Consider the following 25,097-nt stretch of genomic DNA (forward strand, 5'->3'; position numbering starts at 1 on the left):
CCGGTATTCTAACCCGGTATTCTAACCAACTGAACTACCACTCCGCAGAGATATCTTAATGACATTATTTCACTCGTTTTGGTGTTGGCGGAGTGGACGGGACTCGAACCCGCGACCCCCGGCGTGACAGGCCGGTATTCTAACCAACTGAACTACCACTCCAGCGAGTAAACAAGCTGTCATAAAGCTTGAATATAGTTATGCGATACATTGGCGGAGTGGACGGGACTCGAACCCGCGACCCCCGGCGTGACAGGCCGGTATTCTAACCAACTGAACTACCACTCCACTGAGTATTCGCATTTTTTGCTTCGAAGCGTTGGCGGAGTGGACGGGACTCGAACCCGCGACCCCCGGCGTGACAGGCCGGTATTCTAACCAACTGAACTACCACTCCATAAGAAGCAAATGCACGTTTGTAATAAGTATTGGCGGAGTGGACGGGACTCGAACCCGCGACCCCCGGCGTGACAGGCCGGTATTCTAACCAACTGAACTACCACTCCAGCGCGACTTATTGATACTACAAAGAAATTTGGCGGAGTGGACGGGACTCGAACCCGCGACCCCCGGCGTGACAGGCCGGTATTCTAACCAACTGAACTACCACTCCGCGTCATATTCTTGCAGTGTTTGCTGTAAGGTGTGCTCCCTGACAGCGGCGTGAATAATACGAATGACCCCCTCATGAGTCAACCGTTTTTTGAAAAAAAACCGTGTTTTTTAGTTATCTTTCATCGAAAGGTTCAAAATATCACCTGATTTATCATTTTTTGAACCATTTGCAGCTGTGTTATTTTCATCTTCCCCCAAATCATTCAGATCAATCACTTCTTCTGTTTTCTTAAAAGGGTTCTTTAGTGCGGGTAATTTAATCTTTATTGGTTTTTTCTGAACAAAAACTCGGATCGCAAGCCAACCAATGAGTAAAACCACAAGGTTACCTGCCACAATAATGCTAATTAATAAGCCTGTACTGATTGTTGGTTCTGGCTCAGGCTCAGGTAGTGCTGTTTGCGGTAATTGCGGCGCTTCTAATTCTGGCACCTTTTCTATCGGTCTTTCTATTTCAAAATTATAGCTTGGTAATGTCGCCATAAACTCACGACCATTGATGTTTTCTCCAAATGCTGAAATCTCAACGCTATATCGTCCCCAATCATAGTTTTTTATTGCAAGCTGGCGATACAGACGTTCTTGTTTGTCTAAAGTGAACATCTGCTCTTCACCGTTAGGGTAAAAAATCTTACCTTGCAAAATGATTGTTTCTGGCTTCACCACCGACTCATCAATAGAGATGGTGAGGCCATGTTCAAACTCATTCTCTCCCGCTAACATCAGTTCAAAATTAAATGGTGGCTCTGCAATTATAATTGGGGGTTTAATGACTCTACGTTTGAGAATGGGAGTTTCTATAAAAAACTCAGGTTGCCACTCGCCTGCCGGAAAGTTAAGTTTAAACTCCCCAGTAAAAATACCGTCTAGTGGTCTTTCGTCGAACTCTCGACCATCATCTTTAAAATCCGTTACGCTTTGTGTACCTGCACCAAAGTTTGCATATTCATCATTATTGGTGCTAGAAAACTCAACATATAATGTAACGACATCCCGAAAATAGCCAACTTCAATTGGCTTGTCGTCATTGGTAACACGCCCTGTTACCTTTAGTACTTCACCACGAAAAAGAAGTGGCGGTAACGCCTCTACCTCAAGCTCAATATCTCCAAGTACCATGATCCGACTGTTTTTTTGAATTTGCCCAATCACTTGCCAAGGGCCCGGAGTGGGGTTTTTTAAGATGATCAGATCATAGCTAACTTCGTCATACCACTGTAAGGCATCGTTATCCAACGAGCTTGTTGCATAGTATTTGCTACCATCTGGTTTTACCAATACAACAGCTGGCGTACCGGGAGCTCGAAAAAATAGCAATGTTATTTCTTCAATGTTATGGTCAATTCGAAAGCGGTTATCTAGCAGCGGAATCTCATTTGCCTTGCCATCTCGCTGTAACATGGTAATTTGCGGTGTTTGCGCACTCACCACCATACTGACAAACAAAATAAGCACCAAAAAAAGCCGATGTAAAACCATGCATTAACCTTAATATCACTTTGGTGGAAAAGTTGACTGTATCTCTATCGCTATTGTTGCCACAGACTTTGCCCGCAAGCTTTATTGACCAGCTCCAAGCGCTCTGAATGTGCTAACTCTTCATCGGCAGAGGCGCGTAAAACTTTAAGTGCAGGGCGATTACTATCCAATCGAATAATACTTCCAGCTGAATTAGCTTGGTTACTTTTGTTTTGGTTTGCCAAATTCAGCTTTTTTTGTCCTCCCGTCATCGACAGGTAAACATCTGCTAAAATCTCGGAATCCAGCAAAGCGCCGTGTAGTGTACGCTTTGAGTTATCGATATCGTAGCGTCGGCAAAGTGCATCAAGGCTATTTTTCTGGCCTGGGTGAAGATCTCGTGCCATAACGAGAGTATCTAGCACTTGGCAATATTCATGGGTTGCCGGAAAACCTTGGTTTAGTTTAGCAAACTCGTGATCCATAAAGCCGACGTCGAACGGTGCGTTATGAATGACAAGCTCTGCCCCTTTAATATAGTCAAAAAACTCTTGAGCAACTTGATGAAAAAATGGCTTGCCACGTAAAAACTCATTGGTAATACCGTGAACGTCAATGGCTTCTTCTTCAATGTCACGTTGGGGGTTAATATAAACGTGGAAATTATTACCCGTTAGTCTGCGATTAACCAGCTCAACACAACCTATTTCAATGATCCTATGTCCTGCTTTCGGATCAATACCTGTGGTTTCTGTATCCAGTACTATTTGCCGAGTGTGCATATCGTTGCTCGCTTAACTTTGCTATTATTTTACCCTATTCGCACATTTTACATAAAAATAGGCAATTCAGTGCAAAAAACCGTAGAGATTTATACCGATGGCTCATGTTTAGGCAACCCAGGTCCTGGAGGTTATGGTATTTACCTTTCCTATCAAGGGCATGAAAAAGAAATGAGTGAAGGGTATAAACTCACCACCAATAATCGCATGGAGATGCTCGCCGCTATTGTTGCACTTGAAACACTAAAGCGCCCATGTGAAATTACCTTGTATACGGATAGTCAGTATGTGAAGCAAGGCATAGAGTCGTGGCTAGAAAACTGGAAAAAACGTAATTGGAAAACCGCGGCGAAGCAACCGGTTAAAAATGTAGATTTATGGCAGCGGTTAGATGCTGCAACCAGCCGCCACACAATCCAGTGGCGCTGGGTAAAAGGTCACGCAGGAAACAAGTACAATGAACGGGTTGATGACTTAGCGCGAGAGGCTGCATCAGGTTCTAATCTACTTGTAGATGAGGGCTACGAAGCCAGTATTTGATACGCCCTCAGGAGCAGTGTTCCCTGTACCTGCTCCATTAATAATTAACTTGAATCACAAAGCTACTCTTTATCTTGACAAGTTTGTCTAAGCCCAGCCCCTTTGACTGCTGGTGTCCACTTAGGTTTGACGTGCCACTTAGGTTTAATGGGCGTCAGAGGCATTACTCGCTTTCTGGCCACCAGCATATATACACTACCCATCGGCTTTAAGTAATGTCGACAAAATCGCCGCCAAGGGGCAAAACGAGATAATCTCGACCCACGTGCCAACGAAGCATGAATAAAGCGCTCATCAGCAACGATTTCAAAACCAAGTAAATCTAGCCAGTCTTTTACTCGCGATGGCGTAAAAAAGCGTCCTGACCAGGGCAGCTTCTCTTTGCTGAAGGGCAACATTTGCGCTACGCCACAAAGACTGAATGGGTTAAAGCCTGAGATAACAATATAGCCACCAGGAATTAATGTGCGATGGGCTTCTCGTAGAATATGATGTGGGTCGGAGTGATACTCTAAACATTGACTCAAAATACACGCATCTACCGAATTCTCATAAAATGGTAGCTCATCAATTTCAGCAAAGACCCCCACATGCTTACCTTGCGGCGCAACACAAACTTGATGTTTAATGGGACTTGCAGAGGTGTCCATTTGACCACTCAAACACCCCAGCTTTAGCATGTGATAGCCGAACATTCTCGGTAACCATTCATCCAGTCGTTTTTGGATCCCTACTTTTAAGTAATCACCGTGAGGGAAGTCATGCCACTCATCCGGTTTAGGTCCTTGTAAAAAACTTAACGCTGGTTTCATTTACTAAGCTCGTTATACTGATGTTATTAATCACTTTATAGAGCATTGCGTTATGGTGCAAGTCGATGCAATCAAAGCATTTGATGATAATTATATTTGGGTGATAAAAGACCCTACCAGCTCAAGCTGCTGGGTCGTCGACCCCGGTGACGAAAAACCTGTTTTAGATTATTTAAATCAACAAAACCTTACCCTTGAAGGCATCTTGGTTACCCACCACCATTGGGATCATACTGATGGCATCGCACCACTGCTCACGAGTTTTCCACACCTTCCCGTGTATGGGCCAAAAAACGGCAAGTATCAAGGGATCACGCGTCCACTCGTAGAGCACGATACGATTACCCTAGCTGGTATTACCCTAAAAGTTATCGCCACACCGGGACATACGTTAGATCATATTTGTTATGTTAATAACGAGGTCGCCTTCACTGGAGACACTCTGTTTAACGCAGGATGTGGCCGGTTATTTGAAGGGACGCCTGAGCAAATGTGGCACTCATTTAATAAACTCCTCTCTCTCCCTAACTCATGCCAAGTTTACTGCACACATGAGTACACACTAGCTAACTTAGCATTTGCCCACGCCGTTGAGCCAAATAACCTCGCACTCACTGAGTATCATCAACAAGCGCAAAAACTGCGCCAAGCTGGTAGAAGCACTATTCCGACTACCATTGGTCAGCAAAAAGCCATAAATCCATTTGCACGCGCGGCTAAAGCTGACATTCTTGCATATACACCTAGAGAGTTTATCAGCAATGACAGCACACCCGAAGCTCACTTTGCTGCTTTGAGAAAGTGGAAGGATAACTTTTAACATATTCAACAGTGACTCAATGTAACGTCAATGGCTAGCTATTTGGCGTTACCTTGCTTTATCTCCACTGGAAAACCATTTATTTCTCGCGCTCACTACGAAGTGCTGCTTGCGTCATATTTAGACGGCTATAAAGAAAATAGCAAAGAAGCTTTAAATGCAGATACAAACTCGGTAGTATTGCCGAGTTTTTGTCCGAACCTCCAAACGAAAGAACGCATTTATGAAAAAGCTCGCCCTCGTTGTTGCATCTGCAACAATTTTAAGTGGTTGTGAAATCACCCAAGAAACTCCCTTAGAGACTGCAACAGAGCAAGTTAAGCAGGCTAATTTAGACCATGCGAGCCCTTATGATATCTCTCAGACACTGAGTGCCTCATGGCAAGATGAGGACGAAGAAGTTGCCCCTGTATTTGACGATGTATGGGAGCGGATCCGCTATCAGCTCTCTATCGAAGTACCACAAAACCGCCCAGTAGTTGCTGAACGTAACTATTATCAACGCCACCAAGCTTACTTAGACCGTATAGCTAAACGCGCAGAGCCATACCTTTACTACATTGTAGAAGAAGTAGAAAAGCGCAACATGCCAGTAGAAATTGCTTTGCTCCCAATAGTAGAAAGCGCTTTTGACCCTTTTGGATATTCTCATAGAACCGCTTCTGGTATTTGGCAGTTTATGCCCCAAACAGGTGAGCGCTTCAACTTAAAGCAAAACTGGTGGTATGACGGTCGCCGCGATATTGTTGCCTCAACACAAGCAGCGCTTGATTACCTCACCTATCTACATAAAACATTAGAAGGTGACTGGCTCAATGCCATTGCAGCCTATAACTCAGGTGAAGGCAGATTGCTAAGAGCCATCAGAAAAAATCGAAAAAAGCACCTTCCTACTGATTTCTGGTCTCTTGATTTACCAAGAGAAACCACCGCATACGTACCAAAGTTACTCGCTTTGTCAGACCTGCTGAAGCGCTCAGATGAATTCAAAGTGACTTGGCAGCCGATTATTAATGCACAAGTTGTAGATACCGTTGAGGTAGGCTCCCAAATCGACTTAGCTCTGGCGGCAGAAATGGCAGACATATCTTTAACCGAACTTTATCGCTTAAACCCAGGCTTTAATCGCTGGGCAACCGATCCTGATGGTCCGCACCAATTGCTATTACCGATGGAAAAAGTCGATGCCTTTAAAGATAAGCTAGCAAAAACCGAAGTTAAAGATAGATTACGCTGGCAATATTATACGGTGCAAAAAGGCGATAGCCTGTCGGTCGTCGCAACTAAGTTCAATACCAGCATTGGCGCTATCCGCTCACTCAATAATGTAAACGGAAACATGATACGTGTTGGCCAAAAGCTCCTTGTGCCACTGAGTGACGGTGAATTACAAAGCGAACATTTACCACCTGAAGTACGCCTAGCAGCTAATAAAGTGACGAAGCAAAAGCTAAGTCATACTGTGAAACCTGGCGATACCTTGTGGGATATTAGTCGCGAGTACGATGTCACTGTGAAGCAGTTGGCCAGCTGGAATAAGTTAAAAACTAATGCGGTACTACGCTTGGGTCAAAAGCTCACAGTGTTTAAAAGTGAAAAAGCACCTCGCCAAACAGCACTCGTTGATACACAGCGTACAATTACCTACAAAGTGCGAAAGGGTGACTCGCTTGCCCGTATTGCTACTAAGTTTAATGTAAGCGTCAATGATATTGTAAAATGGAATAATTTAGCTGGGCAAAAGTACCTTCAGCCGGGTCAAAAACTAAAACTAACCGTACAAACTAAACGAGTGTAATACCCGTTTATAAGCAAAGATAGAAATAGAGCCTACGGGCTCTATTTTCTTATAGTTTGTCGGCTAGTGACTGTAGCCAAGGCTTAGCTGGTTCCCATGGCTCAAAATGCTCACAAGCATCGATATCCAAACGTGCTTGCACCCGAGTGGCATTTAATTCCTCGACCAAGGCGTCAATCTGCTTTCCTGCGCCACAATAGGTATCACCGTAACTCCTATCCCCTAACGCAATCACTGCAACTTGCTTACCAGTGAGCATCGGAAACTCACTTTGCATCTGCAAAAACAGAGGTAATAAATTATCCGGAATATCACCTGCGCCGGTTGTCGACGATATAAACAAAATATTCTCGGCTTGTTTTAGATCTGCTAAGGTTGCAGGCTCAACCACATGTGCTTCATGTCCAGCTTGGTTCAAAAGCTCAGCGCTATCGTTTGCCAAGTTTTCAGCATTACCATACATACTACCCACAAAAATAGAAATTTTTGCCATTATTTATAATCCTTCTCATTGTCTGACCACCCTAGGCGAGAAAATACAGCGAGCGTATCTTCTCCGAGATCGGCGGTAATTGAAATCTCAACGTTGGTGTAAGGATGAACAAATTCCAGCCGTGTTGCAAATAACATCAAACGACGTAAGCCAAAGTGTTCAACGAAAAAATGATTATGCTTGTTATCACCGTGGTTCACATCACCAATAATGGGATGTGTTAAGTGATTTAGATGACGCCTGATCTGATGCTTACGCCCAGTATGTGGAAAACACTCAACCAAAGAGTAACGAATACTCGGATATTTACCAAAAGCAATTGGCAATGTAGCTTGCGCCAAACAGTTGACCTGTGTTTGGGCTTCTTGCGGCGCTTTATTCTGATCGGCAAATTTGTCCGCTATCTTATCCAACTCTTCTTTTAGCGGCTTATCAACAAACTTAGAGTCAGGTGCAAAGCCACGTGTTAAGGCCAAATAACGCTTTTTAATTTTACCTGCAATAAAGACTTCGTTCATCGCTCGTGCGGCCTCTGAACTCAATGCAAACAACAGTACACCAGATGTAGGTCTATCTAAACGATGAACAGGAAAGACATGTTGATCGAGCTGATCACGTAGCATCTGCATTGCAAATTGGGTTTCACGTTTGTCTAAAAAAGAGCGATGAACGAGTAACCCAGATGGTTTATTGATGGCAACATAGTGTTCATCTTGATACAAAATTTCAAGCATTAGCACTCCTTTGCAAATGTACTATCTAAATTTTTCAAGCATTGATGCACAGCATTAAAATATAGGTGGTCACTTAATACCATTTCAGCCATTGGTGCAATGGCCATGTTGGTCGGGAGTGCCTCGCCTTTTTCCACCATATCCCGTATTTTGTTCAAAAATACAAACTGCAACCACTGCTCGAATGTCATGGTATCGCAGCAAAATGGTTCAACAGAAGACAAGGCTTCTGTTGAAATCGGTGAATCTTGCCAAAGACCAGCCGCTTTCAAACACGCTTCTAGTTCGTCTAACTGAATTAATACTTCCGAGTTCATCGGTACTTTCTCATTTTCAATTTTAGACATTATAACTATATGCGTGATCACTCAGCCAGCCAATTCTCGCATCTGCCCTTTTTATGAGACTTATCAGTACCAATAAAAACCGCTATAATTGCCGCTAATTTCAGTATCAGTAACAACAGAGTATTCATGACAGCGCAAATCTCTACTTTAGGTGAACTATTAACTAACGCCGGTACACAGTGGCGTGTATACGACATAGGCCGTCGCATCACAAAAATCGACAAAAAACAATTTGCGCAAATTGAAAATACTCAAGCCCCTTACCCATACCCTTTAGCTGGCCACGCTATCATGGCGATTCAGTTTTGGGATAATCAAGCAACTGTTGACCCCTATGTTTGGTTCTTAAAGTTTCCACTGGATGAACAAAGTAAGTTGATCATCGCCAGCAGAGATCATTTTGCTTCAATGGTGATCGAAGCCTTGGGCACTCAATTAACCGGAGAGGCCGCACAAGGGAAACTGGACAACAACCCCTATGTTTTTACCCCTAACGCGAACAAACTCGCTGCGTTCAATGCACTATTAAAGCGTGATCTTAATCGCCCAGCCTCTCAATATTACGAGCACGCCGAACTCTACTTTTCTGGCAAGCTTGGATTCGATCGTTGGCAAGAGATAGCGCTACAAGGTATTGCAGACTTCGCTCTACGCCTAGACCATGGCCAAAACTCACGCAACCTGCAACAGGCATGGCCTATTTTGCCTGTAGAAGTTAAGACCCCATTAGCCGCCATGCTTGAACACGTTACTGTCTCAACAACACAAACCGAAGACTTTTTAGCCGTTTTAGCTCACGCCTGCCAAGAACAAAATAAGGATGCCGTAGTCACTAATTTACGCGCGATGTCGGGCAGTCATGCACTTGGTTTAATCGCACAGGCAGTAGATACGATTTTAGCTTCTGAACTGGCCACCGATGCAGACTGCTTGCTCACTATTGCAGGTCGTACTTGGGAAACACTCACCGATCAAAATAGACTACATAGTTATTTGGAGAAAGCCGCTGAGCACGATCAAATTGATGGTCTTTTCAGCAGTATTTTCGCAGATTTAGTTGCAATCCCAATGTTACGCCCACATGTTTTAGGAATAATTAGGGCAGAGAATCGTAGTGATACTTTGTCACGTGCAATTGGAAGGCTATTTTCTTAAATGACAACACTCTGGCTTTTTATCATCGTATCATCTGTTATCGCGCTATTTTGGTATAGTCGTCAAATCGCAGAAGCCGCAACTAGACACGCCCAGCATCAAGCTGAGAGCTTGCAAGTGCAATTATTAAGTGTAGCTTGTACAAAACGTAGAATTGGTGTGTTGAAAAACGGCAAACTAGGTATAAAGAGTCAGTTTATGTTCGAATTTAGCTCTGACGGTGAGTCAGCCTATCAAGGTAAGCTTTACTTAGAAAATGAAAGGTTGGTACGAAAAGAGTTGCCAGCGTATAGGGTCACCAGCTAATTTTGCATTTACGATTGTTGACGTATCGATAGGGAGTTTTTACAAAAATAAAAAAACCAAGGCGCCAGCCTGTTTGCCGCGCCTCAATCCTGACGTTTATCCCAAGAGGTATCCAATTCCTCTGCTTTACCACTGAAAAGCAATCCGCCAATTTTTCATCCCCTGAACGGGTATGTACTCCGACTTACCCTTGCCTCATCCTTGTATCGTCCATTCGCACTTCCAGTGCTGTTTCCTTTTAGCCACCTTGGCCTCCACTTCGCGTCCTGCGCTCCTACGCCAGCTTGGCTCCACTTCACACTATCCTTATGTGCTCCATTTATAACATCCTATGTTACTTATCCACTTCGTAGTCATCCTGACCACGCTCCCTCATCCTAAAGCCTTGCTCATCCTTATTTATCTTCCTTGTTCCACTTCGCTTCCCGCGCTCCTTGTCATTCCTTATGACTCCTTATCCCTAATGAAGCTCCGCTTCACACTCTCTTCCTAGAGTTCCATCCTTCCTTGCCTTATGTACTACTTCCTTCTGTTGTTGTCATATTCCTTATCCTTTGACGCTGAGCTCCTGCTCTTGTGTTTCCTTACATTGTTAAGTTTACGGGGTTCTTAATTTTTTGGCAGATAGGCTCAGACAATCTTTTTGCTGTAATTTTAAAGCAAAAAACACAATTTCATTTATAAACAAAAAGATAGAGTTTAAAAACACACCAAACTCGGTATGACAAAACGCCTTTACCCACATTACCGTAGGAGATATCTCACACAACAATTTCCGTTGTTGCTATTTCACTGAAACTTAAGGCATGACGTTGTTATTTACACTTAAGAAGCTTGACGCAAGTTCGTAGTTGTTTCTTGATATCAGAAATGTGTTTACAACAGCTAAACCATTGCAAACACATTCAATGAAGGTAATAAGGCGTACAATAACCAGAAAGGAAAGGTGTAATCCAAATGCAAAAGTTACTTTTTCTTAAACAGCAGCGTCCCCTCAACACTACTAAATACAAAGTTTTTTATAATGTGGTAGTCATGTGCTGTGAATAACGCTAAGTGGTCTTGCTGCGTGATAAATACAGCCATACCTGTGGTCTTATCATGCTGCGATAGCAAGTCATCTAAGGCTGTTAGTAAGTAATGTCCATACCCCAACCCTTGAACATGCGGGTCAACAGCAATAAAAGATAAGAAGTGATACGGCTCATGAGCTTGCAACTCCTCTCTAATTACTCTTTCCTTTTCAATAAGCTGTTGCGTCTGTAAGTACCCAGCACTCATCATCAGCCTAAGTCGCCAATGCCATTGCCGACTCGCTTCTAATTCATTACTATCGGCGATAACACAGGCCACCGCCATCAGCCTAGCTTGGTTATATAACCCTACTAAAGGTTGGCCGGTGTGACCAAATGCGGATAGTTCCTCTCGTATTAGCGCTCTGAGCTTTTTCTCAAAGCTAGCTTCGTGCTTTGCTTGCAACACATGCTTTAGCAAAGGGTCATCATGATACGCTTGGTACAATACGCTTGCTGCTACATTTATGTCTTCTGGGCTTAAGAACTTTACTGCTAAATTATCCATTTTAGTTTGTACTGACATAGCCGAACCTTATTATTGATTATTGACACAGTTGACCAGCTGAAGCCGACTTCAACAGCGTTTACGCTATGATTGATTTGACGCAAGTCATGCTTTATTCAGCCATAAGCGGTTATATTGTACTCTCTTGGCTTACTAGTTGATCAATTCGAAGGAGTAACCTTCACTAAGAATTACTTTTTAAAACAGCTAAATAGCGAGTTTTAACCTTGTCGAAATCGCCACAAAAATATTGCTGTGCGCAAAATATTGTCGCGGGCCTATAGACAAGATTGACCGCCTTAAAGGAGGCCACTTAAATTAAGCAAATTGTTATTAGTTGCGATATTCACACCATGACTTTTTACCCATGATGACTTGCTAAAGGGTTGGCAACCACCTTTACTATAGTTAACCAAAACTTGGAATGACAACTTGTACTTTCACAACGGTTATACCAACAGTAGTAAGTTTAATAAGCCAAAGTAAGTAAAACTCAATTAAATGAGGGAGTACGATATGGATACAAGCCGCCACACAATGAGCACATTATTTGCCCAATTAGGGCTAGATAATGATCCTAAATCAATCGATGGTTTTGTTAAGCAGCATCGCCTTCCTGACGAGATGTTACTGAGTCAGGCACCATTTTGGAATGAAGGCCAACGGCATTTTATYGAAGAGTCGTTGCGGGAAGATGCGGACTGGAGTGAAGTGATTGATGAGCTTGACGCTATGTTAAGGTAACCTCTTGTTATTAACTTGGGTGCCTGGCAAATAGCGCCCAGCATCACATGGTGATATGATCTCTTTCTTGTTTCTGGACTCAGGAAGATTTATGCACCCAGTTGTTGCCAACGCCATTAAGAAGTTAGTAGACAGTGGAATCACGCCAACCGTTGCGTTGACCAAGAGTAAACTAACTCAAAGTGTTGCAATGCCCGATATCATTGCGGGTATTGCGGCTTATAAACAAGATCCCACTTGTATAGAAGACTCTCAAGCAATTGACAAGCCCACAGCCCCTGCTTCTCAGAGCCAATTAGACCGCATAGAAGCAAAACTGGATAAGCTTATCGAATTATTGGAGAAGTCATAGTGTTTGTCATTGATCTCATCTTTGATTGCTACGAGGAAACTACCTTAGATGCCGCCGAACAAGCAATCAACCGTGTTGTAAATGCGCTGCGCTTCAATGGTCAAATTATCGGTGATGAGTTCCCAACAGTACTCAAAGAGGGATATTTCATCACTCGAGTCATGTGTCCTGAGGAAGACTCACTACACCCGCTCAATCATAGTCCTTTCGTGAAATTTGCCATTGATGAGCTCCAAAAATCAGGCTTACTTGCACCTAAAGTTAAGGTGATTGGTCAAGACATCCACGCCAATAGTGCCGACGCTTGCCAAACACCGTCTAGCTACATCCTCTATACGACTTATGTTCATACCTGTAGTCCGTTATATTGTGGCGATGATTTCTTACCTGTACCGCTCTATAAAATCCCAGCCATAGCCAATGGCGACTACAAGGCGCTGATAAAATGGAAAGAGGATTGGCAAGCCTGTGATCAGATCCAGATAAATGGTGCTACACGCTGTGAGTTTGCTGCGCTTGAGGAAATATCTAGTACCGACAGTGACCTATACAGAAGAGGAATGGATTTAAGTAAGCGTATTCGCTACCTCACTCAAAAGCCAGTTTACTACTATCTTTATCGAGTAGGTGGAGAAAGCCTTGCGACTGAAAAAGCACGAAAGTGCCCAAGTTGTAATGGTGAGTGGTTATTGGAGTCTCCTTGGTTTGGGCTGTTTGATTTTCGCTGTGAGACGTGTCAATTAGTTTCCAACATCTCTTGGGACTTTCAGTAATACCATATGTGGCATAAGGAGCCTAGGCTCCTAGCTCGTTAATTTACTCTGGATAATTCGCAATCAAGCAATCTACAAACTCTGCGATTGAGTCTGCCAGCACATGATGTTGTTTTTTCCCAACAAATTCCAGCCCAACTTGCCCCGTCGACACATCCACTGACACCAATAAGTCATCAGCTTCGGTTAATCCAATAAATACTGTATCTGGCTGCTTGAGTCTGCGTTTCATTAAGATGTGCCCTGTGATATTTTGCTGAAGTCTATCAAAGTCATCCGCATTCCACGCCTGAAGTAACTCAATTTTTTTACCATCTATGAAGGCTGTTATATTACCTGAAAAAAAATCCCCATATAGTGTATTCAAACCGTCAGGAAATTGTGTTTCAAGTGCATTTGCTAACTCGTCAAAAGTACCCTTAGGATTACGTTCGACAGCTTGCCAATAAATCTCATTGAGTTTATTAGGCTCACCTTGCTCGCACGGGCTTGGCCAGGCTTCGTCATATTCTGTACTGGGTAATGCTTTAACTGTGCGTTGATAATAATCCGCATGGGCTTGATGAAGGCATGCCATATTCACAGGCTGAGTCATAAGTAAAGCTCTCTTTATTTTCTGTCCACATTCTTAGGTAATACCGTCAAGGGGGTATTAATCCTCTAGTGAACATTCGCTATAATATGAATATTGTAACGAGATTTGAGTTAACATGACAGACTACAACAATTCACCAGAGCTGCAATCTTCTGTGCTTGGTAAAACCACAGAATATGCCAGTATTTATACCCCGAGTTTACTTCATCCAATTGCACGAAAGCTTAATCGTGACCAAATTCACGTAGACGAAACTGAGCTACCATTTAAAGGTGAAGATACGTGGACAGGTTATGAGTTATCTTGGTTAAATACTAAGGGCAAACCACAAGTCGCCGTTGCCACCTTTGTTTTTCCTTGCCAGAGTTCTCATATTATTGAGTCAAAGTCATTCAAACTTTACTTAAATAGCTTTAATCAAAGCCGATTTGATTCAATGGAAGTGGTGCGTCAAACACTGACAGAGGATTTATCCGCAGCTTCAAACAGCGAAGTTAACGTCACACTTTTTGGCGCTGGTGAATTTGATTGTATTCCATTCTCATCATTACCTGGTGAGTGTATTGACTCTCTTGATATAGAAGTTGACACCTACACACCAGACCATAATTTACTTAAATTAGCGTCTGATAAAGTAGTGCAAGAGACGCTTCACAGTCACTTGCTCAAATCAAATTGCTTAATCACTTCACAACCTGATTGGGCGAGTATCGTCATTAGTTATCAGGGCAAGCAAATTGATAAGGCCGCGTTACTTAAGTATCTGATTTCGTTTCGTGATCATAACGAGTTTCATGAGCAATGCGTAGAGCGTATTTACTGCGAGCTATGGCGCACATTTAATCCTGAGAAACTCTCGGTATATGCGCGCTATACTCGCCGTGGCGGATTGGACATCAATCCATACCGCTCAAACGAGCAAAATAAGACACCTTATGCCGTGCGAACTAACAGGCAATAATACCAACTCCATTACGCAGTTTGCGATAGGTGCAAACTGCGTAATGGGCACCGACTAAGATAAAAAACAGCAAATAGCGACGCTTTATCCCAAGCTATAGGTGATCTTAATTTGCCGCCTCTTGCATTTCTACAGGGACGGGCACCGAACATACATCAGTATGATTTGGAGTATCGACAAACCACTCACCAGCTCTATTTTTACGCGCTGATATTAACTCTGCAAATACCTCGGTGTCCGTTCTTAGTCGCTTGAACGTTGGTGCATTTTTTACATCAGCAAGTACTGAGACACCTTCGATCACATTATAAGCTTGTCCCGCCACTGGCTGGCGCTTTAGCTGCTGTACATGTTCCATCCCAGATAACAACTGACCAAATACGGTGGTATTTTTGTCAAGATAGCGCTGCGGTGTGAGGGTGATATAAAACTCAGTACCGCCACTGTTTACATCATTGCTTCTTGCCATTGCAAAAGCACCAACACAGTGGGTCATCCACGTTTTTGTACCAGATTGATTTTGTGCCACCGCAAATCCATTTCGAAAGCCTGTACGAGGAGCGTAACCATCTACAGCCTGCACAGAGGTAATCGGTAACCCTGTGTCGGTGCTATGGTAAAACTCCGCAGCGATCGTCTTTTTTCCTTTTTGGGGAATTTTTTTATCCGACATGTCTCCCCCCTGTGCAACAAAATTTTCGACAAACCGATACATATTTAAATTGGTATAAAACCCTTCTCGCGCTAATGCCTTGATATTTGCTACATGGTTAGGTGCAAGTTCAGAATTTAGTGAAATGTACACCGGCCCCGTTTGTAATTTAATTTTTAAGATATTTTGAGGGTCTAACTCCTGCCAATCCGACTTTTTTGCTCCCGCAACAACTTCTGATGGTGACTTTGTATATGGCGTTGCCGCCACGATGGATGAAGCAGTAATACATGCGGTGAGAATTAAGGCCTTTTTCATTATTATTTTCCTTGTGTGTGCCAGTAATGCGGTATTTCTAGCGGCGCGCTTGGTGGCAAAGTTGGATTACTCAATTCTATAATTGTTTTATTTTCGAGATCTAGTGCTTTGACTCGGCTAGAAAAGTGTTTTAAAAACAGCGCTTCAAACTTACCATCTTGTAGCGCTCGTTTTAGACCTTTTTTAAGCTGTTCATATAACAGCTGATCATCATGGGATACAAAAAAGTACACCGCAGAAGGGTAATAAAATGCGACATAGTGATCTGCGTGTAAGCGCGGATCACTGAGTGCGCTTTCAATACTGACAAAATCACTGGGTAAAATATCAAATCTTTTTTTAGCTAACATTTCATAGCCACTTTGCTCTTGCGAAAACGACATGACATGAAGCCCATTTTGCTCAAAAATTTCATGATCCGGCCAATCACTACGAAGACCAAACGTAAAGCTTCGTAAATCACCAATGTAACGTATAGCACTGAGTGCGTGGCGATTATCTCGATGTACTAGCGGGATCCGATAACCTAATAAACCTTTGACTAACGGAATACGAATGGCTCTTGCCGCTTTTTCACGTTGAGAGTTAGTCACCAGCCAACTAACATCTACCCCAGACTTTTTCCCAAGTAACCTGATAGCTCGCGCTTGCGACACCACATTGCGCACCGACACTATTTTGCTCGGCGTTTGTTCATAAGATAAAGCTAAGGTCAATAATTCGACAATATAAGGATCTGCGCCAATACTGATCCGTATCACCCTAGCTTCTTGAGCAACCGCTGGTAACCACAATAAGCTTAGTGTCAGTATCAACCACTTCATTGTTGATCCCAATCGAACTTATATAGAAAATCTATGCTGTTATATAACCCACTGGTTGCTTCCACATAAAACTTAGAAAAAACCCGATAGCGCAATGCAATTTCATTAATTGATTCAAACACACCCACTCGATAACTTATTTGTATATTGGGGGTAAGATAGCCTGACACTTCAACTTGTGTATCATCACCACTGCCTTTAGCTGATAAGTTAACGTCGGAAAAGCCGAGTGATTCACCAGCCTTGCTAAAAAAGCTTTCGCTTCGATCAATTCCTTGTGAGAGTAAAAATTGAGTGAGGAGCGCATTATTTGAAGTCTCTGACTTTCCTAGCGGTTGGCCGTTTAGTAAATATGATAATGCTTTAGCTTGATCCATGGTGGGCTCTGAAAACACAACTAAACGCGGTGAAGTAATACTACCGGTTAACTCTACTCCAGCGGTTACATCATTCGCTGTAGTCACTGGATTTCGGATCGCACGAATATTTAAATAGGGCTTATCTAACGCACCATTAAAGCCAATTTGCCCTGTGCGGATAAGTAAATCTTGGCCAAACGCTCGGTACTTTCCTTCTCTGAGTTGCAGCTCCCCAGTTGCTAACATCGGCGTCGTTATTTGTTTATCAACTTCGATAGCCCCAGTAACAAAGCTATCTAAGCCCAGAGCGTTAACCCTAAAGTTATCACCGACTATTAGCTCTAAATCTATTTCATGCTGGACAGGCACTGACATTTGCTTTTTTACCTTAGCATCGACAATAATTTCATCGTCGCTTGGTGAGGTTACGCCCGCAGGCAATGACTCGATATTCACTCGACCAAATGGCACTAAAATCTCTCCAAAGACACGTGCTACTTTGTCTTTATAAGACAGCGTTAAATCAGGATTTGCCGTTAACTCTATTCGCGAACTCGGCTGTAAATATAATTCATCCCCCTGCATACTCACTTTAGCGGATAATTCCGATGACCAATCAGCGTCACCTGTGAGTACTAATTTACCGCCTTTGGTAGCATTAAGCTCGGCCTTGAGCTGTGCAGACGTTGTATTAAAATCGAGATTTATACTGCCTTGGTCGATTTCTATCGGCAAAGAGTCAGATGACATAGATAAATGTTGAGCACTCAGCTTACCATTAACCTCAGGTGCCAATAGTGTGCCTGCAATATCTATATCTCCAGACACCGTGCCCTGAAGATCAAAGCTTTGATCTGTTACTCGATTTAATAAAGTAGACAACTTGGCCAGCACGATAGACTCGACTTTAATCTTTCCGGCCAGCGTTGGAGTCTGCTTATTTAGCGGTAGACGCGTCGTACCACTGAATTTACCTAGTGTCTCAGACATCATACGCCAATCGGCATTGAGTTGTTTGTTATCGGTTTTCAGCTGTGCTTTAAACTCAGAAATTGAAACTGTTTGACCATGTGTAGCAAGCTCTACATCAACGATATTTAGGTCACCATTTGCACGTATTATTTGACCACCTTTCCATGCAAGTTTTGCTGTAGCATGGGTTTGCCCATTCAACGCCAATTCATTTGGTAACCAAGCTTGTAATGTAGCCAGCGCTAATTTATCAAGTTTAAACTCTGCTTTTCCTTGTCCACTTTGCTGCTCGGCGGCAAAACACAGCGTGCTATCCGCCATTTTCCAGCACTGTGATGCAACACGCTGAGCAGATCCACTTAGCACAATTACAGCTGGGTTTTGGAGTGTTATCGTTTGGCCCGAAGCGGTGATTTCTCCTGACGATAATTCTCCATACCAAGCTGACTGCTGGGTCTTACCACTGACTTTTAGACTGGCAACGACGCGCTTATCACGAACATCCAATGCGATATTATGCTGCTTTTGATCTCCTTTCACCGTAAGGTGAATACCTTCAAACACTTCAGTGTCGATATGTAGGCGATCTAAAGTCAATTTCATTTGACCAGACAGCACATTGGCTATATCAACTTTTCCGTTTGCGGCCAAACCATGTAATGTTTTATCCTGATAGCGTAACAAATCAAAATACAGTTCAGTCTGAATGCTTGGCTTTTTATGATCACCCCGAATAAAAACTTCACCGCCACCTACAATATCCGCAGGGATCAGCGCGTTTGCTGTTTGCTCCAGCTGTAGATCAAGATGTAAATCTAGCTGCTGCCCAAGCTCACCACTTAAGATGAGCTTATTTTTGCCATAAGTTAAATGTGCATGACTCAGCTCGCCGAGCAGACTTTGGTCAACAGTAAACTTAACTTCTGCCTGTATTGGCGATCCAGCAAGCTGCCCTTCTGTTTTAAAGCGCTCGATATTAACCTGCCACTGCTCTGCGTGGCTGGAAAAGCCCAGAGCAAACTGGCCATTTAACACATCATCTTCGACCATCTCAACATTCGATGGTAGCAGGCTTAGCAACTTATCTATGGGCAGCTGAGTAAACTCTCCTTTAGCGCTGGCTTTCAGCCCTGTCTGCCAATTTATCTCTCCTGACACCTCGGCCTGAGCTTTGTTGAGTAAAAGCGCGCCTTTAGCCAAGATAAATGTGTCTATCCCTCCGTAACCATCAAGTGTAGCGCTAATATCACCAATAGACTGCGCATTAACAGCCAACGATGTAGACATTTTATAGTTTGTAATGTCTCCTTGTAGACTAAGGGTGGCACTTTTTAGCGCCATTGGCTTTGCAGGGGTAAGCCACTTTTCAACTTTTCCTTGCAACGTAAACGGCCAATTTTTTTGCGTTAAGTTTGCATGCGCTTGCATCGATGAAAACACCGCACCTTTGGTGTTCAGTGAGAGTGTTAAGTTATGCGGTTGACCTACTAGGCTGGCAGTTATTAGTCCTTGCGGCGCGCTCATCGTGGCATCTAATGTCATCGTCCAGTTATCTAAGGCGATGTCTGCCGCTGTCGATAAAAACCATTGCTGATAGTTGAGCTGCGCATGTTGCACTTTCACGCTCTCAGCCAGCTCGACTCCAGAGACTTTTATATTAGTGATTGTCTGTTCATCAATGGAGAGCCTGTTGAGTGTCAATTCACCTAGCATCGCTGTAAACGGTAACGCTACTTTTGGCAATTGCAGTGGCGCTATTTCACGTAATGATGTTGATACTTGAGCAGAAGCTGGCGGCTTAGCCACTTTGGTGTTTATCAGCACCGAGTCAATAGATAAAGCACTGACATCAATATGTGAGCCTGCTCCTGATAGCTGCGTATCAAAATTATGTATCTGTACATTAAGCTCAGGTGTCTTAAGTGAGAGTTGCTGAATTTGAGCCTGCTGAATAGCAAATGAAAATGGCAAATCAAGCATGCTGCTTTGGGAGGGTTGCGTATCACTTTTACTGATAGATTTTTGTTCTACTGCTATCGTCTTAGCATCTATAGACAGACACACACTTGCGCAGCTCCACCACGTCAGAGCTATCTTGGCGTCTTTGAGACGAACATCTATGTTTTCATTCTGGTAACGTAAGTTCAGATTTGCACCCGACAACAAACGTTTGTCTATCCCCTTTATCTCAAGGCCTGCAACTGATTTATTCGCGACCCAAACTAATAGCTGTTGCCCGGGTAAAGTAAAGCATAAGCAAACTAGCAGTATAAACACACTGATTGAGGCGGTGATAAGTTTGATTTTGAAGCTTCTAAACTGCATTAAATTTCAGGCCCTATGACAATACTAAGACGAGTACTTTTACTTTCTTTGGTAAGCCCCCACGCATGGTCTAGGCGGATTGGGCCTACTGGTGTTAGGTAACGAAAACCAAAACCAGCACCGACTTCCCAAGCATCGGAGAAGTCATTCGTTGCAGTCCCTGCATCAATGAATAACGCCGCTCTCCAACTTGGGTGAAATTGGTAATTGTATTCCAAAGTGCCTGTTGCCAGGTACTTACCGCCTAAGATCCGCCCCTCGTCATCTCGTGGACCGACTGACTCGTAGGCAAAGCCACGGATACTCTGATCGCCGCCTGCCAAGAAGCGGTGAGTGAAGGGTATTTTATCGATATCTTTAGTTACAATGGCACCCAGATCGATACGGCCAAAGAACAAATGTCTAGCCTCCACACTTCTTAGCCACTCATTGTTCCAACGCACTTTTAACATATTCGTCGAGGACAATAAGGAGTCAGCAGCTCCCTCTATGGAAATTAACCTTTTATTACCCCAATACGGCAGCGCGCCACCTTTACTCTCCTTTTTTAAATAGCTGACTCCTGGTATCAGCATTTCGGTTTTTTGCGTTTCATTTTTTTGCTCTGTAGATTCATGCTCACGCTTGATAAAAGCTGTTCTTATCCAATTATCATCGGTTAGCCACTGACGCTGTACCTGTACATTCCAGATCCGGCTATCAATACCCTCAGTAACATCATCTTGTAATTGATACCCTCCTAACACCCGCCATAAATCATCGTTTGGGTTTTCCACGGGAATAGTGTAGCTAGCTGTAATATCCTGTTGCTTCTGAGAGATCCTAAGGTTTGATTCAAAAGAGTGACCCGACTTTGTGATCCACGGTTTAACCCATTTAAAACGTGTTTTGGCGCCAACATCATCGCTATATCCTGCGCCTAACTCAAAGCTATTTGCAGGCTTGTCTTCAACGTGAACACTCACTGGAATTTGCCCACTGGCACGCGCTTTTAATAATGGGTATACCTTGATAGCGCTAAAATAGGGGGTTTCATTTAATGCTAGATTAAAATCAGATAGTAAACCTGCCTCAAACGGCTGCCCTTTGGAAAAAGGACTCAAAGAACGGATATAATCAGCAGCTTTGGTGCTTCGTTCAATCGTCAAACCACCAAACTGATAGCGTATTCCTGTGTCCAATAAAAGTCGAACTCCAGCGTATCGATTGCCTTGATGTATGATCAGCTTAGATTCTTGCCATTGATAGTCAAAATACCCTAGCTCCAGCAGTTCACTTTCTAAACGACTTTTCGTTGCTTGGTAATCGCTATGATCCACCTGTTTACCGATACGTACAGGCACATCTTCTATCAAAGCTAACAACTCAGCGTTTGCTTTGCCTTCACCGATGAGGTCAATATTCACCGTTTTCCATTTTAATGGTGCTTCGAGCTTTATAGTAACAGCAACGGCTTGGCTATCTTCACTAAACTGTATCTCAAAATGATAGTAACCCAAGGCATTTAACGAACGGCGTATATCCGCTCGCATAGACTTGAGGACTCGCGGTGTTTTTGCTTTACCTTCATACCCTTTCAAAAAACCCAATACATTATCTTTTACCGTGCTGTTATCTAGGTTAACCACAATACTAGTGATATGTTCTGCTTCTGGACGAGACTGGGTTTCTACCGCAAAAGCAGAGAAGCAACATGTTAACAATACAATTTTCAGACAAAGAAGAAACGGCTTCATTTAAATAATACGACCTAAATATAGCGACTCAACAACACAGGTAGTGTCATTGTGCTTGTGAAATTGGAGACTGTAAAACGACTTTTAAAATAAAGTGTTATTTTGCCGTCCTTAACCTGAACATCGGGTTTATTTTGTAATATTGCCATCGTTGCTATCACACATTTATTTACAATCATGCTTTTTATTTTGTTACAGATGACGGACAATAGCGATAATTGAACCTGCAGAGTAAAATTATGCAATTCCCAAATGATGATAATGGCGAGCTTCTTGCCGAGATTGCCGCTGCTGGCGTTGACTTAACGCAGATGCAGAATATTGACTTTTATATTCTCTTCGAAAAAGCAGATGATGCAAAACGCTTCATCGACACTATTGAAAAAGATGAACTAGCGCCTAAAACCCAACTACAAAAATGCCCAGATACCGGTGTGTGGGAAGTGGTCACAACAGTAACTATGGTGCCGCTACATGAACTGCTTAGCCAAACAGAGCAGTACCTAGAGAGCATCGCAAATGAGCATGAAGGCTATGGCGACGGTTGGGGATTGATGGCTGACGAATAGCAGGCTGTTATCCCAATTATCTTAAGTAAATATCTTGTCGATAACTACGATACCGCACCCTGCTACCGCCAAGGTACCTACATCGATGTAGCCTGAGTAACCAAGCACACCTTAAGGTTTTAACAACATTTAATAGGTGTGCTAATACCTAGACGACTAACTTTTATCTGCTTTTCTAAAACTTCCTTGGTAATCAAATAACTTTTCGGAAACCTGCCAACCAAACTTTTTATGTAATTTGGCGATAACAAAATCTGGCGCGATGAGATCTGTCGTCGTTACCTGTGCAGCAGATAGCCACTTTGCAGGCACAGGTGTTGACTTTCTTCGTTTTGCAAAAAGCTGGTGGAACACAAATACACTTTTTTGATTAGAAAAATCATACACCTCACTACAGCTGGCACCATCTTCATCAAAGTAAGTAACTTTTAACTTATTTTCGCTAAACACTTCCCCACTTAAGCCGCTACACCTTAACACCATCGCATGTTTTAAATTTAGGGCAGCACGGAGCTTATCATCTGGGTCAGCCATAACCCCGCCACACTGATGACATTGTCTTGCCGCAATATCGTTTTCAGCACCACATGCGTCACATTCTTTGAATTTGAAGCGAAAGTCACATTGTTGTGAATCCCCATCAATATCCTCCAACAGCCCCTGGCAGCGTCGCCCAAAATGCTCTATCACTTTGCCCTGCTCATCCACTTTCCCCCAAAATATGTTTGCAAAGCCACAGCCTGGGCAAAGTACCTGTACCGGTTCATTGTCATTATTCGGCTTTTTGCTGCCAACCTCTGGCGAAAATAAGTCGAAATCATTTCCCGCATAATCTAGAACCAGACAATCTACTTTATTGTCATCCAGCCTAAGTCCTCTGCCTACAATTTGCTGATACAGGCTTACTGATTCTGTTGGGCGTAAAATTGCGATAACGTCTACGTGGGGAGCATCAAATCCAGTAGTCAATACCGACACATTAACTAGGTATTTAATTTCTTTATTTTTAAATTTCTTGATTAAGAGATCACGCTCTGTAGATTTGGTTTCACCGGTAATTAGCGCACTACACTGCTCCGGTAAGTAACCTAACACTTCCTTTGCGTGCATGACGGTGGCTGCGAAAATCATCACCCCTTGTCGCTGTGTACTCAAATCTATCAAGTGCTCAATAATACTTTTTGTCGCACGAGTCTGAGCATTTAATAATGTATTCATGTCTGATGCTGAATAGCGCCCAAATGAATCTGTACTTAAACTGGAAAAGTCATAGTTTTCTACCGCAGGATCTATTTGATTTGGCGGGGTTAGGTAGTTGTTTTTGATCATATACCTAAGCGGCAACTCATAAATACAATGCTTAAATGGTGAATCAGCTTCACCTCTAACGAAACCATGATAATGTTTTTGGTATATCCACCCCATGCCCAACCGATAAGGCGTTGCAGTGAGGCCTAGTATTTTTAAGTTTGGATTTAGTGTCCGTACTTGCTGCAGGATTTGCTGATACTGGCTGTTATCCTCGCCGCTTACTCGATGACATTCATCAATAATAACGAGGGAATAGAATTGATCGAGCTGAGAGACATTTCTCGATAAAGATTGCACACTGGCAAACGTGACTTGATGCTGTAACGACTTTTCTTTTAAGCCAGCGGAAAAAATACTCGCCTGTAAACCATAACTTTTATATTTTTGTGCATTTTGTTCAACTAACTCTTTAACATGAGTTAATACCAGTATTTTATGTTTAGCAAGCTTTGCTAATTCTGCAATAACTAAACTTTTTCCAGCTCCTGTCGGTAATACTATGACAGCAGAATCATTACTTTTACGAAAGTGAACCAAGGTATTTGTTACGGCTTCTTTCTGATAAGGTCTTAATACGTAAATAAGCGCCTCAAATATAACTAATTGATCCAAAAAAGGCGTATCTATTGAGATACGCCTTTCATGTAGGCTTTATCAGTGCAATATCTAACTACACCAATAATCGGCTATTTATTCGATTAGATAATCATCTAAGTTAACACCTTGGAATACCTTAGGTGTTTTACCGCGACCCGTCCACTCTGTTACCTCACCGTCAATGATTATACGGTATTTAGGTTTTACTTTTGAGCGACGATCAGCTGCGCCTTCACCTACTAAATCATCAAGCGTAAGTCCTTTTTCTTTCAACATTGCCATTACTTCAGCTTTGGCTTGTTGTTGTTCCTTTTGCTCATCCAGCGCTTTTTGAATATACTCCAATGCTTTTTCTAAATCACTCGGACTTGCAGTTTTTACAAAAGACTTGATCTCACGCATTGACACTCTCTCATTTAAGCTAGTTTTAATATTAATATTGAATACTATATTAAAATTTTAAAAAAACAAATTCTATTCTATATACCTAAAGATTTTAACAAAAAAAAGCGCCATAATAGCGCTTTTGTATGTGATTTAAGAAATTTTAATTACATTTTGTTTAAAA

24 protein-coding genes and 5 tRNA genes are annotated in these 25,097 nt (G+C 42.7%); 10 read left to right on the plus strand and 19 right to left on the minus strand.

What is annotated here, in order from left to right; all coding sequences use genetic code 11:
* Positions 1 to 85: 85 nt before the first annotated feature.
* The 7 genes from EAG18_RS10420 to dnaQ all read right to left on the minus strand — a co-directional run bounded on the left by EAG18_RS10420 (position 86) and on the right by dnaQ (position 2,855).
* Positions 86 to 162 (minus strand) — tRNA-Asp (locus EAG18_RS10420).
* 49 nt (positions 163 to 211) lie between these two features.
* Positions 212 to 288: transfer RNA gene (locus EAG18_RS10425), tRNA-Asp, on the minus strand.
* 32 nt (positions 289 to 320) lie between these two features.
* Positions 321 to 397 (minus strand) — tRNA-Asp (locus tag EAG18_RS10430).
* A 32-nt stretch (positions 398 to 429) separates the two neighbouring features.
* Positions 430 to 506, minus strand: a tRNA-Asp gene (locus tag EAG18_RS10435).
* Between the two features lie 30 nt (positions 507 to 536).
* A tRNA-Asp gene (locus tag EAG18_RS10440) sits at positions 537 to 613 on the minus strand.
* 110 nt (positions 614 to 723) lie between these two features.
* The gene (locus tag EAG18_RS10445) at positions 724 to 2,094 is read right to left on the minus strand and encodes a TIGR03503 family protein (protein ID WP_125252322.1); all 1,371 of its coding nucleotides are present in this window, start codon (positions 2,092 to 2,094) and stop codon (positions 724 to 726) included.
* A 50-nt stretch (positions 2,095 to 2,144) separates the two neighbouring features.
* Positions 2,145 to 2,855 carry a DNA polymerase III subunit epsilon gene (gene dnaQ / locus EAG18_RS10450; protein WP_125252323.1) on the minus strand — a complete coding sequence of 237 codons (711 nt, stop codon included), beginning with the start codon at positions 2,853 to 2,855 and terminating at the stop codon, positions 2,145 to 2,147.
* 69 nt (positions 2,856 to 2,924) lie between these two features.
* On the opposite strand from dnaQ, the gene rnhA reads away from it, so the two are divergent.
* Complete coding sequence (gene rnhA, locus EAG18_RS10455) at positions 2,925 to 3,395, plus strand: ribonuclease HI (RefSeq protein ID WP_125252324.1); 471 nt, start codon at positions 2,925 to 2,927, stop codon at positions 3,393 to 3,395.
* Between the two features lie 62 nt (positions 3,396 to 3,457).
* Here the strand turns inward: rnhA and EAG18_RS10460 are convergent, their stop codons facing one another.
* Positions 3,458 to 4,207 carry a class I SAM-dependent methyltransferase gene (locus tag EAG18_RS10460; RefSeq protein ID WP_125252325.1) on the minus strand — a complete coding sequence of 250 codons (750 nt, stop codon included), beginning with the start codon at positions 4,205 to 4,207 and terminating at the stop codon, positions 3,458 to 3,460.
* A gap of 52 nt (positions 4,208 to 4,259) precedes the next feature.
* On the opposite strand from EAG18_RS10460, the gene gloB reads away from it, so the two are divergent.
* Positions 4,260 to 5,027 (plus strand): hydroxyacylglutathione hydrolase, encoded by a 768-nt coding sequence (gene gloB / locus EAG18_RS10465; RefSeq protein ID WP_125252326.1) that lies wholly within the window; start codon positions 4,260 to 4,262, stop codon positions 5,025 to 5,027.
* A gap of 223 nt (positions 5,028 to 5,250) precedes the next feature.
* A complete protein-coding gene (locus tag EAG18_RS10470; protein ID WP_125252327.1) occupies positions 5,251 to 6,825 on the plus strand; it encodes a LysM peptidoglycan-binding domain-containing protein in 1,575 nt (524 codons plus the stop codon).
* A 49-nt stretch (positions 6,826 to 6,874) separates the two neighbouring features.
* Here EAG18_RS10470 and EAG18_RS10475 read toward each other — a convergent pair whose 3' ends face one another.
* From EAG18_RS10475 to EAG18_RS10485, 3 genes are read right to left on the minus strand one after another with little or no spacing between them, the layout of a single operon-like run.
* Entirely contained in the window at positions 6,875 to 7,318 is a 444-nt protein-coding gene (locus EAG18_RS10475) for a flavodoxin (RefSeq protein ID WP_125252328.1), read from the minus strand.
* Positions 7,318 to 8,052, minus strand: coding sequence for a tRNA pseudouridine(65) synthase TruC (truC, locus tag EAG18_RS10480; RefSeq protein ID WP_125252329.1), 735 nt, complete (start codon positions 8,050 to 8,052; stop codon positions 7,318 to 7,320). Before truC ends, EAG18_RS10475 begins: the two co-directional genes overlap by 1 nt.
* A complete protein-coding gene (locus EAG18_RS10485) occupies positions 8,052 to 8,399 on the minus strand; it encodes a YqcC family protein (RefSeq protein ID WP_275557268.1) in 348 nt (115 codons plus the stop codon). Before EAG18_RS10485 ends, truC begins: the two co-directional genes overlap by 1 nt.
* Positions 8,400 to 8,525: 126 nt before the next feature.
* On the opposite strand from EAG18_RS10485, the gene EAG18_RS10490 reads away from it, so the two are divergent.
* Together EAG18_RS10490 and EAG18_RS10495 are read left to right on the plus strand one after the other, a co-directional pair.
* Complete coding sequence (locus EAG18_RS10490) at positions 8,526 to 9,554, plus strand: DUF3549 family protein (protein ID WP_125252330.1); 1,029 nt, start codon at positions 8,526 to 8,528, stop codon at positions 9,552 to 9,554.
* Positions 9,555 to 9,860: a DUF3301 domain-containing protein gene (locus EAG18_RS10495; protein ID WP_125252331.1), complete on the plus strand. Its 306-nt coding sequence runs from the start codon at positions 9,555 to 9,557 to the stop codon at positions 9,858 to 9,860.
* Between the two features lie 966 nt (positions 9,861 to 10,826).
* Here EAG18_RS10495 and EAG18_RS10500 read toward each other — a convergent pair.
* Entirely contained in the window at positions 10,827 to 11,459 is a 633-nt protein-coding gene (locus EAG18_RS10500; RefSeq protein ID WP_125252332.1) for a GNAT family N-acetyltransferase, read from the minus strand.
* 498 nt (positions 11,460 to 11,957) lie between these two features.
* On the opposite strand from EAG18_RS10500, the gene EAG18_RS10505 reads away from it, so the two are divergent.
* The 3 genes from EAG18_RS10505 (at position 11,958) to EAG18_RS10515 (ending at position 13,310) form a co-directional block, all read left to right on the plus strand.
* Positions 11,958 to 12,185, plus strand: coding sequence for a DUF2789 domain-containing protein (locus EAG18_RS10505; RefSeq protein WP_125252333.1), 228 nt, complete (start codon positions 11,958 to 11,960; stop codon positions 12,183 to 12,185).
* A 91-nt stretch (positions 12,186 to 12,276) separates the two neighbouring features.
* Complete coding sequence (locus EAG18_RS10510; RefSeq protein ID WP_125252334.1) at positions 12,277 to 12,537, plus strand: hypothetical protein; 261 nt, start codon at positions 12,277 to 12,279, stop codon at positions 12,535 to 12,537.
* Positions 12,537 to 13,310: a Zn-ribbon-containing protein gene (locus EAG18_RS10515; RefSeq protein WP_125252335.1), complete on the plus strand. Its 774-nt coding sequence runs from the start codon at positions 12,537 to 12,539 to the stop codon at positions 13,308 to 13,310. The genes EAG18_RS10510 and EAG18_RS10515 overlap by 1 nt, the downstream gene beginning before the upstream one ends.
* 43 nt (positions 13,311 to 13,353) lie before the next feature.
* On the opposite strand, the gene syd is transcribed toward EAG18_RS10515, so the two are convergent.
* Positions 13,354 to 13,905: a SecY-interacting protein gene (gene syd / locus EAG18_RS10520; RefSeq protein WP_125252336.1), complete on the minus strand. Its 552-nt coding sequence runs from the start codon at positions 13,903 to 13,905 to the stop codon at positions 13,354 to 13,356.
* Between the two features lie 115 nt (positions 13,906 to 14,020).
* Here syd and queF point away from each other — a divergent pair, with 115 nt between their 5' ends.
* The gene (gene queF / locus EAG18_RS10525) at positions 14,021 to 14,866 is read left to right on the plus strand and encodes an NADPH-dependent 7-cyano-7-deazaguanine reductase QueF (protein WP_125252337.1); all 846 of its coding nucleotides are present in this window, start codon (positions 14,021 to 14,023) and stop codon (positions 14,864 to 14,866) included.
* Between the two features lie 106 nt (positions 14,867 to 14,972).
* On the opposite strand, the gene EAG18_RS10530 is transcribed toward queF, so the two are convergent.
* Genes EAG18_RS10530 through EAG18_RS10545 form a run of 4 tightly spaced genes read right to left on the minus strand, consistent with a single transcriptional unit; the run spans position 14,973 to position 22,052 of the window.
* The gene (locus tag EAG18_RS10530) at positions 14,973 to 15,836 is read right to left on the minus strand and encodes a peptidylprolyl isomerase (protein WP_125252338.1); all 864 of its coding nucleotides are present in this window, start codon (positions 15,834 to 15,836) and stop codon (positions 14,973 to 14,975) included.
* 2 nt (positions 15,837 to 15,838) lie between these two features.
* The gene (locus EAG18_RS10535; protein WP_125252339.1) at positions 15,839 to 16,660 is read right to left on the minus strand and encodes a transporter substrate-binding domain-containing protein; all 822 of its coding nucleotides are present in this window, start codon (positions 16,658 to 16,660) and stop codon (positions 15,839 to 15,841) included.
* Positions 16,657 to 20,316 carry a translocation/assembly module TamB domain-containing protein gene (locus EAG18_RS10540; RefSeq protein WP_125252340.1) on the minus strand — a complete coding sequence of 1,220 codons (3,660 nt, stop codon included), beginning with the start codon at positions 20,314 to 20,316 and terminating at the stop codon, positions 16,657 to 16,659. The genes EAG18_RS10535 and EAG18_RS10540 overlap by 4 nt, the downstream gene beginning before the upstream one ends.
* Complete coding sequence (locus tag EAG18_RS10545) at positions 20,316 to 22,052, minus strand: autotransporter assembly complex family protein (RefSeq protein ID WP_125252341.1); 1,737 nt, start codon at positions 22,050 to 22,052, stop codon at positions 20,316 to 20,318. Before EAG18_RS10545 ends, EAG18_RS10540 begins: the two co-directional genes overlap by 1 nt.
* Before the next feature lie 239 nt (positions 22,053 to 22,291).
* Here EAG18_RS10545 and EAG18_RS10550 point away from each other — a divergent pair, with 239 nt between their 5' ends.
* Positions 22,292 to 22,621: a ribonuclease E inhibitor RraB gene (locus tag EAG18_RS10550; protein WP_125252342.1), complete on the plus strand. Its 330-nt coding sequence runs from the start codon at positions 22,292 to 22,294 to the stop codon at positions 22,619 to 22,621.
* Between the two features lie 156 nt (positions 22,622 to 22,777).
* On the opposite strand, the gene EAG18_RS10555 is transcribed toward EAG18_RS10550, so the two are convergent.
* Together EAG18_RS10555 and EAG18_RS10560 are read right to left on the minus strand one after the other, a co-directional pair.
* Positions 22,778 to 24,544 carry a DEAD/DEAH box helicase gene (locus tag EAG18_RS10555; protein ID WP_275557269.1) on the minus strand — a complete coding sequence of 589 codons (1,767 nt, stop codon included), beginning with the start codon at positions 24,542 to 24,544 and terminating at the stop codon, positions 22,778 to 22,780.
* A 78-nt stretch (positions 24,545 to 24,622) separates the two neighbouring features.
* Positions 24,623 to 24,931: an H-NS histone family protein gene (locus tag EAG18_RS10560; RefSeq protein WP_125252343.1), complete on the minus strand. Its 309-nt coding sequence runs from the start codon at positions 24,929 to 24,931 to the stop codon at positions 24,623 to 24,625.
* Positions 24,932 to 25,097 lie beyond the last annotated feature (166 nt).

It is taken from the genome of Pseudoalteromonas sp. J010, from assembly GCF_003934235.1.
Classification (GTDB): domain Bacteria; phylum Pseudomonadota; class Gammaproteobacteria; order Enterobacterales; family Alteromonadaceae; genus Pseudoalteromonas; species Pseudoalteromonas peptidolytica.

Coding starts and splice junctions, on each gene's coding strand:
- EAG18_RS10550 (WP_125252342.1), top strand. CDS start 22,292: ATGCAATTCCCAAATGATGATAATGGCGAGCTTCTTGCCGAGATTGCC.
- EAG18_RS10470 (WP_125252327.1), top strand. CDS start 5,251: ATGAAAAAGCTCGCCCTCGTTGTTGCATCTGCAACAATTTTAAGTGGT.
- gloB (WP_125252326.1), top strand. CDS start 4,260: ATGGTGCAAGTCGATGCAATCAAAGCATTTGATGATAATTATATTTGG.
- EAG18_RS10560 (WP_125252343.1), bottom strand. CDS start 24,931: ATGCGTGAGATCAAGTCTTTTGTAAAAACTGCAAGTCCGAGTGATTTA.
- EAG18_RS10445 (WP_125252322.1), bottom strand. CDS start 2,094: ATGGTTTTACATCGGCTTTTTTTGGTGCTTATTTTGTTTGTCAGTATG.
- EAG18_RS10475 (WP_125252328.1), bottom strand. CDS start 7,318: ATGGCAAAAATTTCTATTTTTGTGGGTAGTATGTATGGTAATGCTGAA.
- truC (WP_125252329.1), bottom strand. CDS start 8,052: ATGCTTGAAATTTTGTATCAAGATGAACACTATGTTGCCATCAATAAA.
- EAG18_RS10545 (WP_125252341.1), bottom strand. CDS start 22,052: ATGAAGCCGTTTCTTCTTTGTCTGAAAATTGTATTGTTAACATGTTGC.
- EAG18_RS10500 (WP_125252332.1), bottom strand. CDS start 11,459: ATGTCAGTACAAACTAAAATGGATAATTTAGCAGTAAAGTTCTTAAGC.
- EAG18_RS10535 (WP_125252339.1), bottom strand. CDS start 16,660: ATGAAGTGGTTGATACTGACACTAAGCTTATTGTGGTTACCAGCGGTT.
- EAG18_RS10510 (WP_125252334.1), top strand. CDS start 12,277: ATGCACCCAGTTGTTGCCAACGCCATTAAGAAGTTAGTAGACAGTGGA.
- EAG18_RS10495 (WP_125252331.1), top strand. CDS start 9,555: ATGACAACACTCTGGCTTTTTATCATCGTATCATCTGTTATCGCGCTA.
- dnaQ (WP_125252323.1), bottom strand. CDS start 2,855: ATGCACACTCGGCAAATAGTACTGGATACAGAAACCACAGGTATTGAT.
- EAG18_RS10530 (WP_125252338.1), bottom strand. CDS start 15,836: ATGAAAAAGGCCTTAATTCTCACCGCATGTATTACTGCTTCATCCATC.
- EAG18_RS10490 (WP_125252330.1), top strand. CDS start 8,526: ATGACAGCGCAAATCTCTACTTTAGGTGAACTATTAACTAACGCCGGT.
- EAG18_RS10485 (WP_275557268.1), bottom strand. CDS start 8,399: ATGTCTAAAATTGAAAATGAGAAAGTACCGATGAACTCGGAAGTATTA.
- EAG18_RS10460 (WP_125252325.1), bottom strand. CDS start 4,207: ATGAAACCAGCGTTAAGTTTTTTACAAGGACCTAAACCGGATGAGTGG.
- syd (WP_125252336.1), bottom strand. CDS start 13,905: ATGACTCAGCCTGTGAATATGGCATGCCTTCATCAAGCCCATGCGGAT.
- EAG18_RS10540 (WP_125252340.1), bottom strand. CDS start 20,316: ATGCAGTTTAGAAGCTTCAAAATCAAACTTATCACCGCCTCAATCAGT.
- queF (WP_125252337.1), top strand. CDS start 14,021: ATGACAGACTACAACAATTCACCAGAGCTGCAATCTTCTGTGCTTGGT.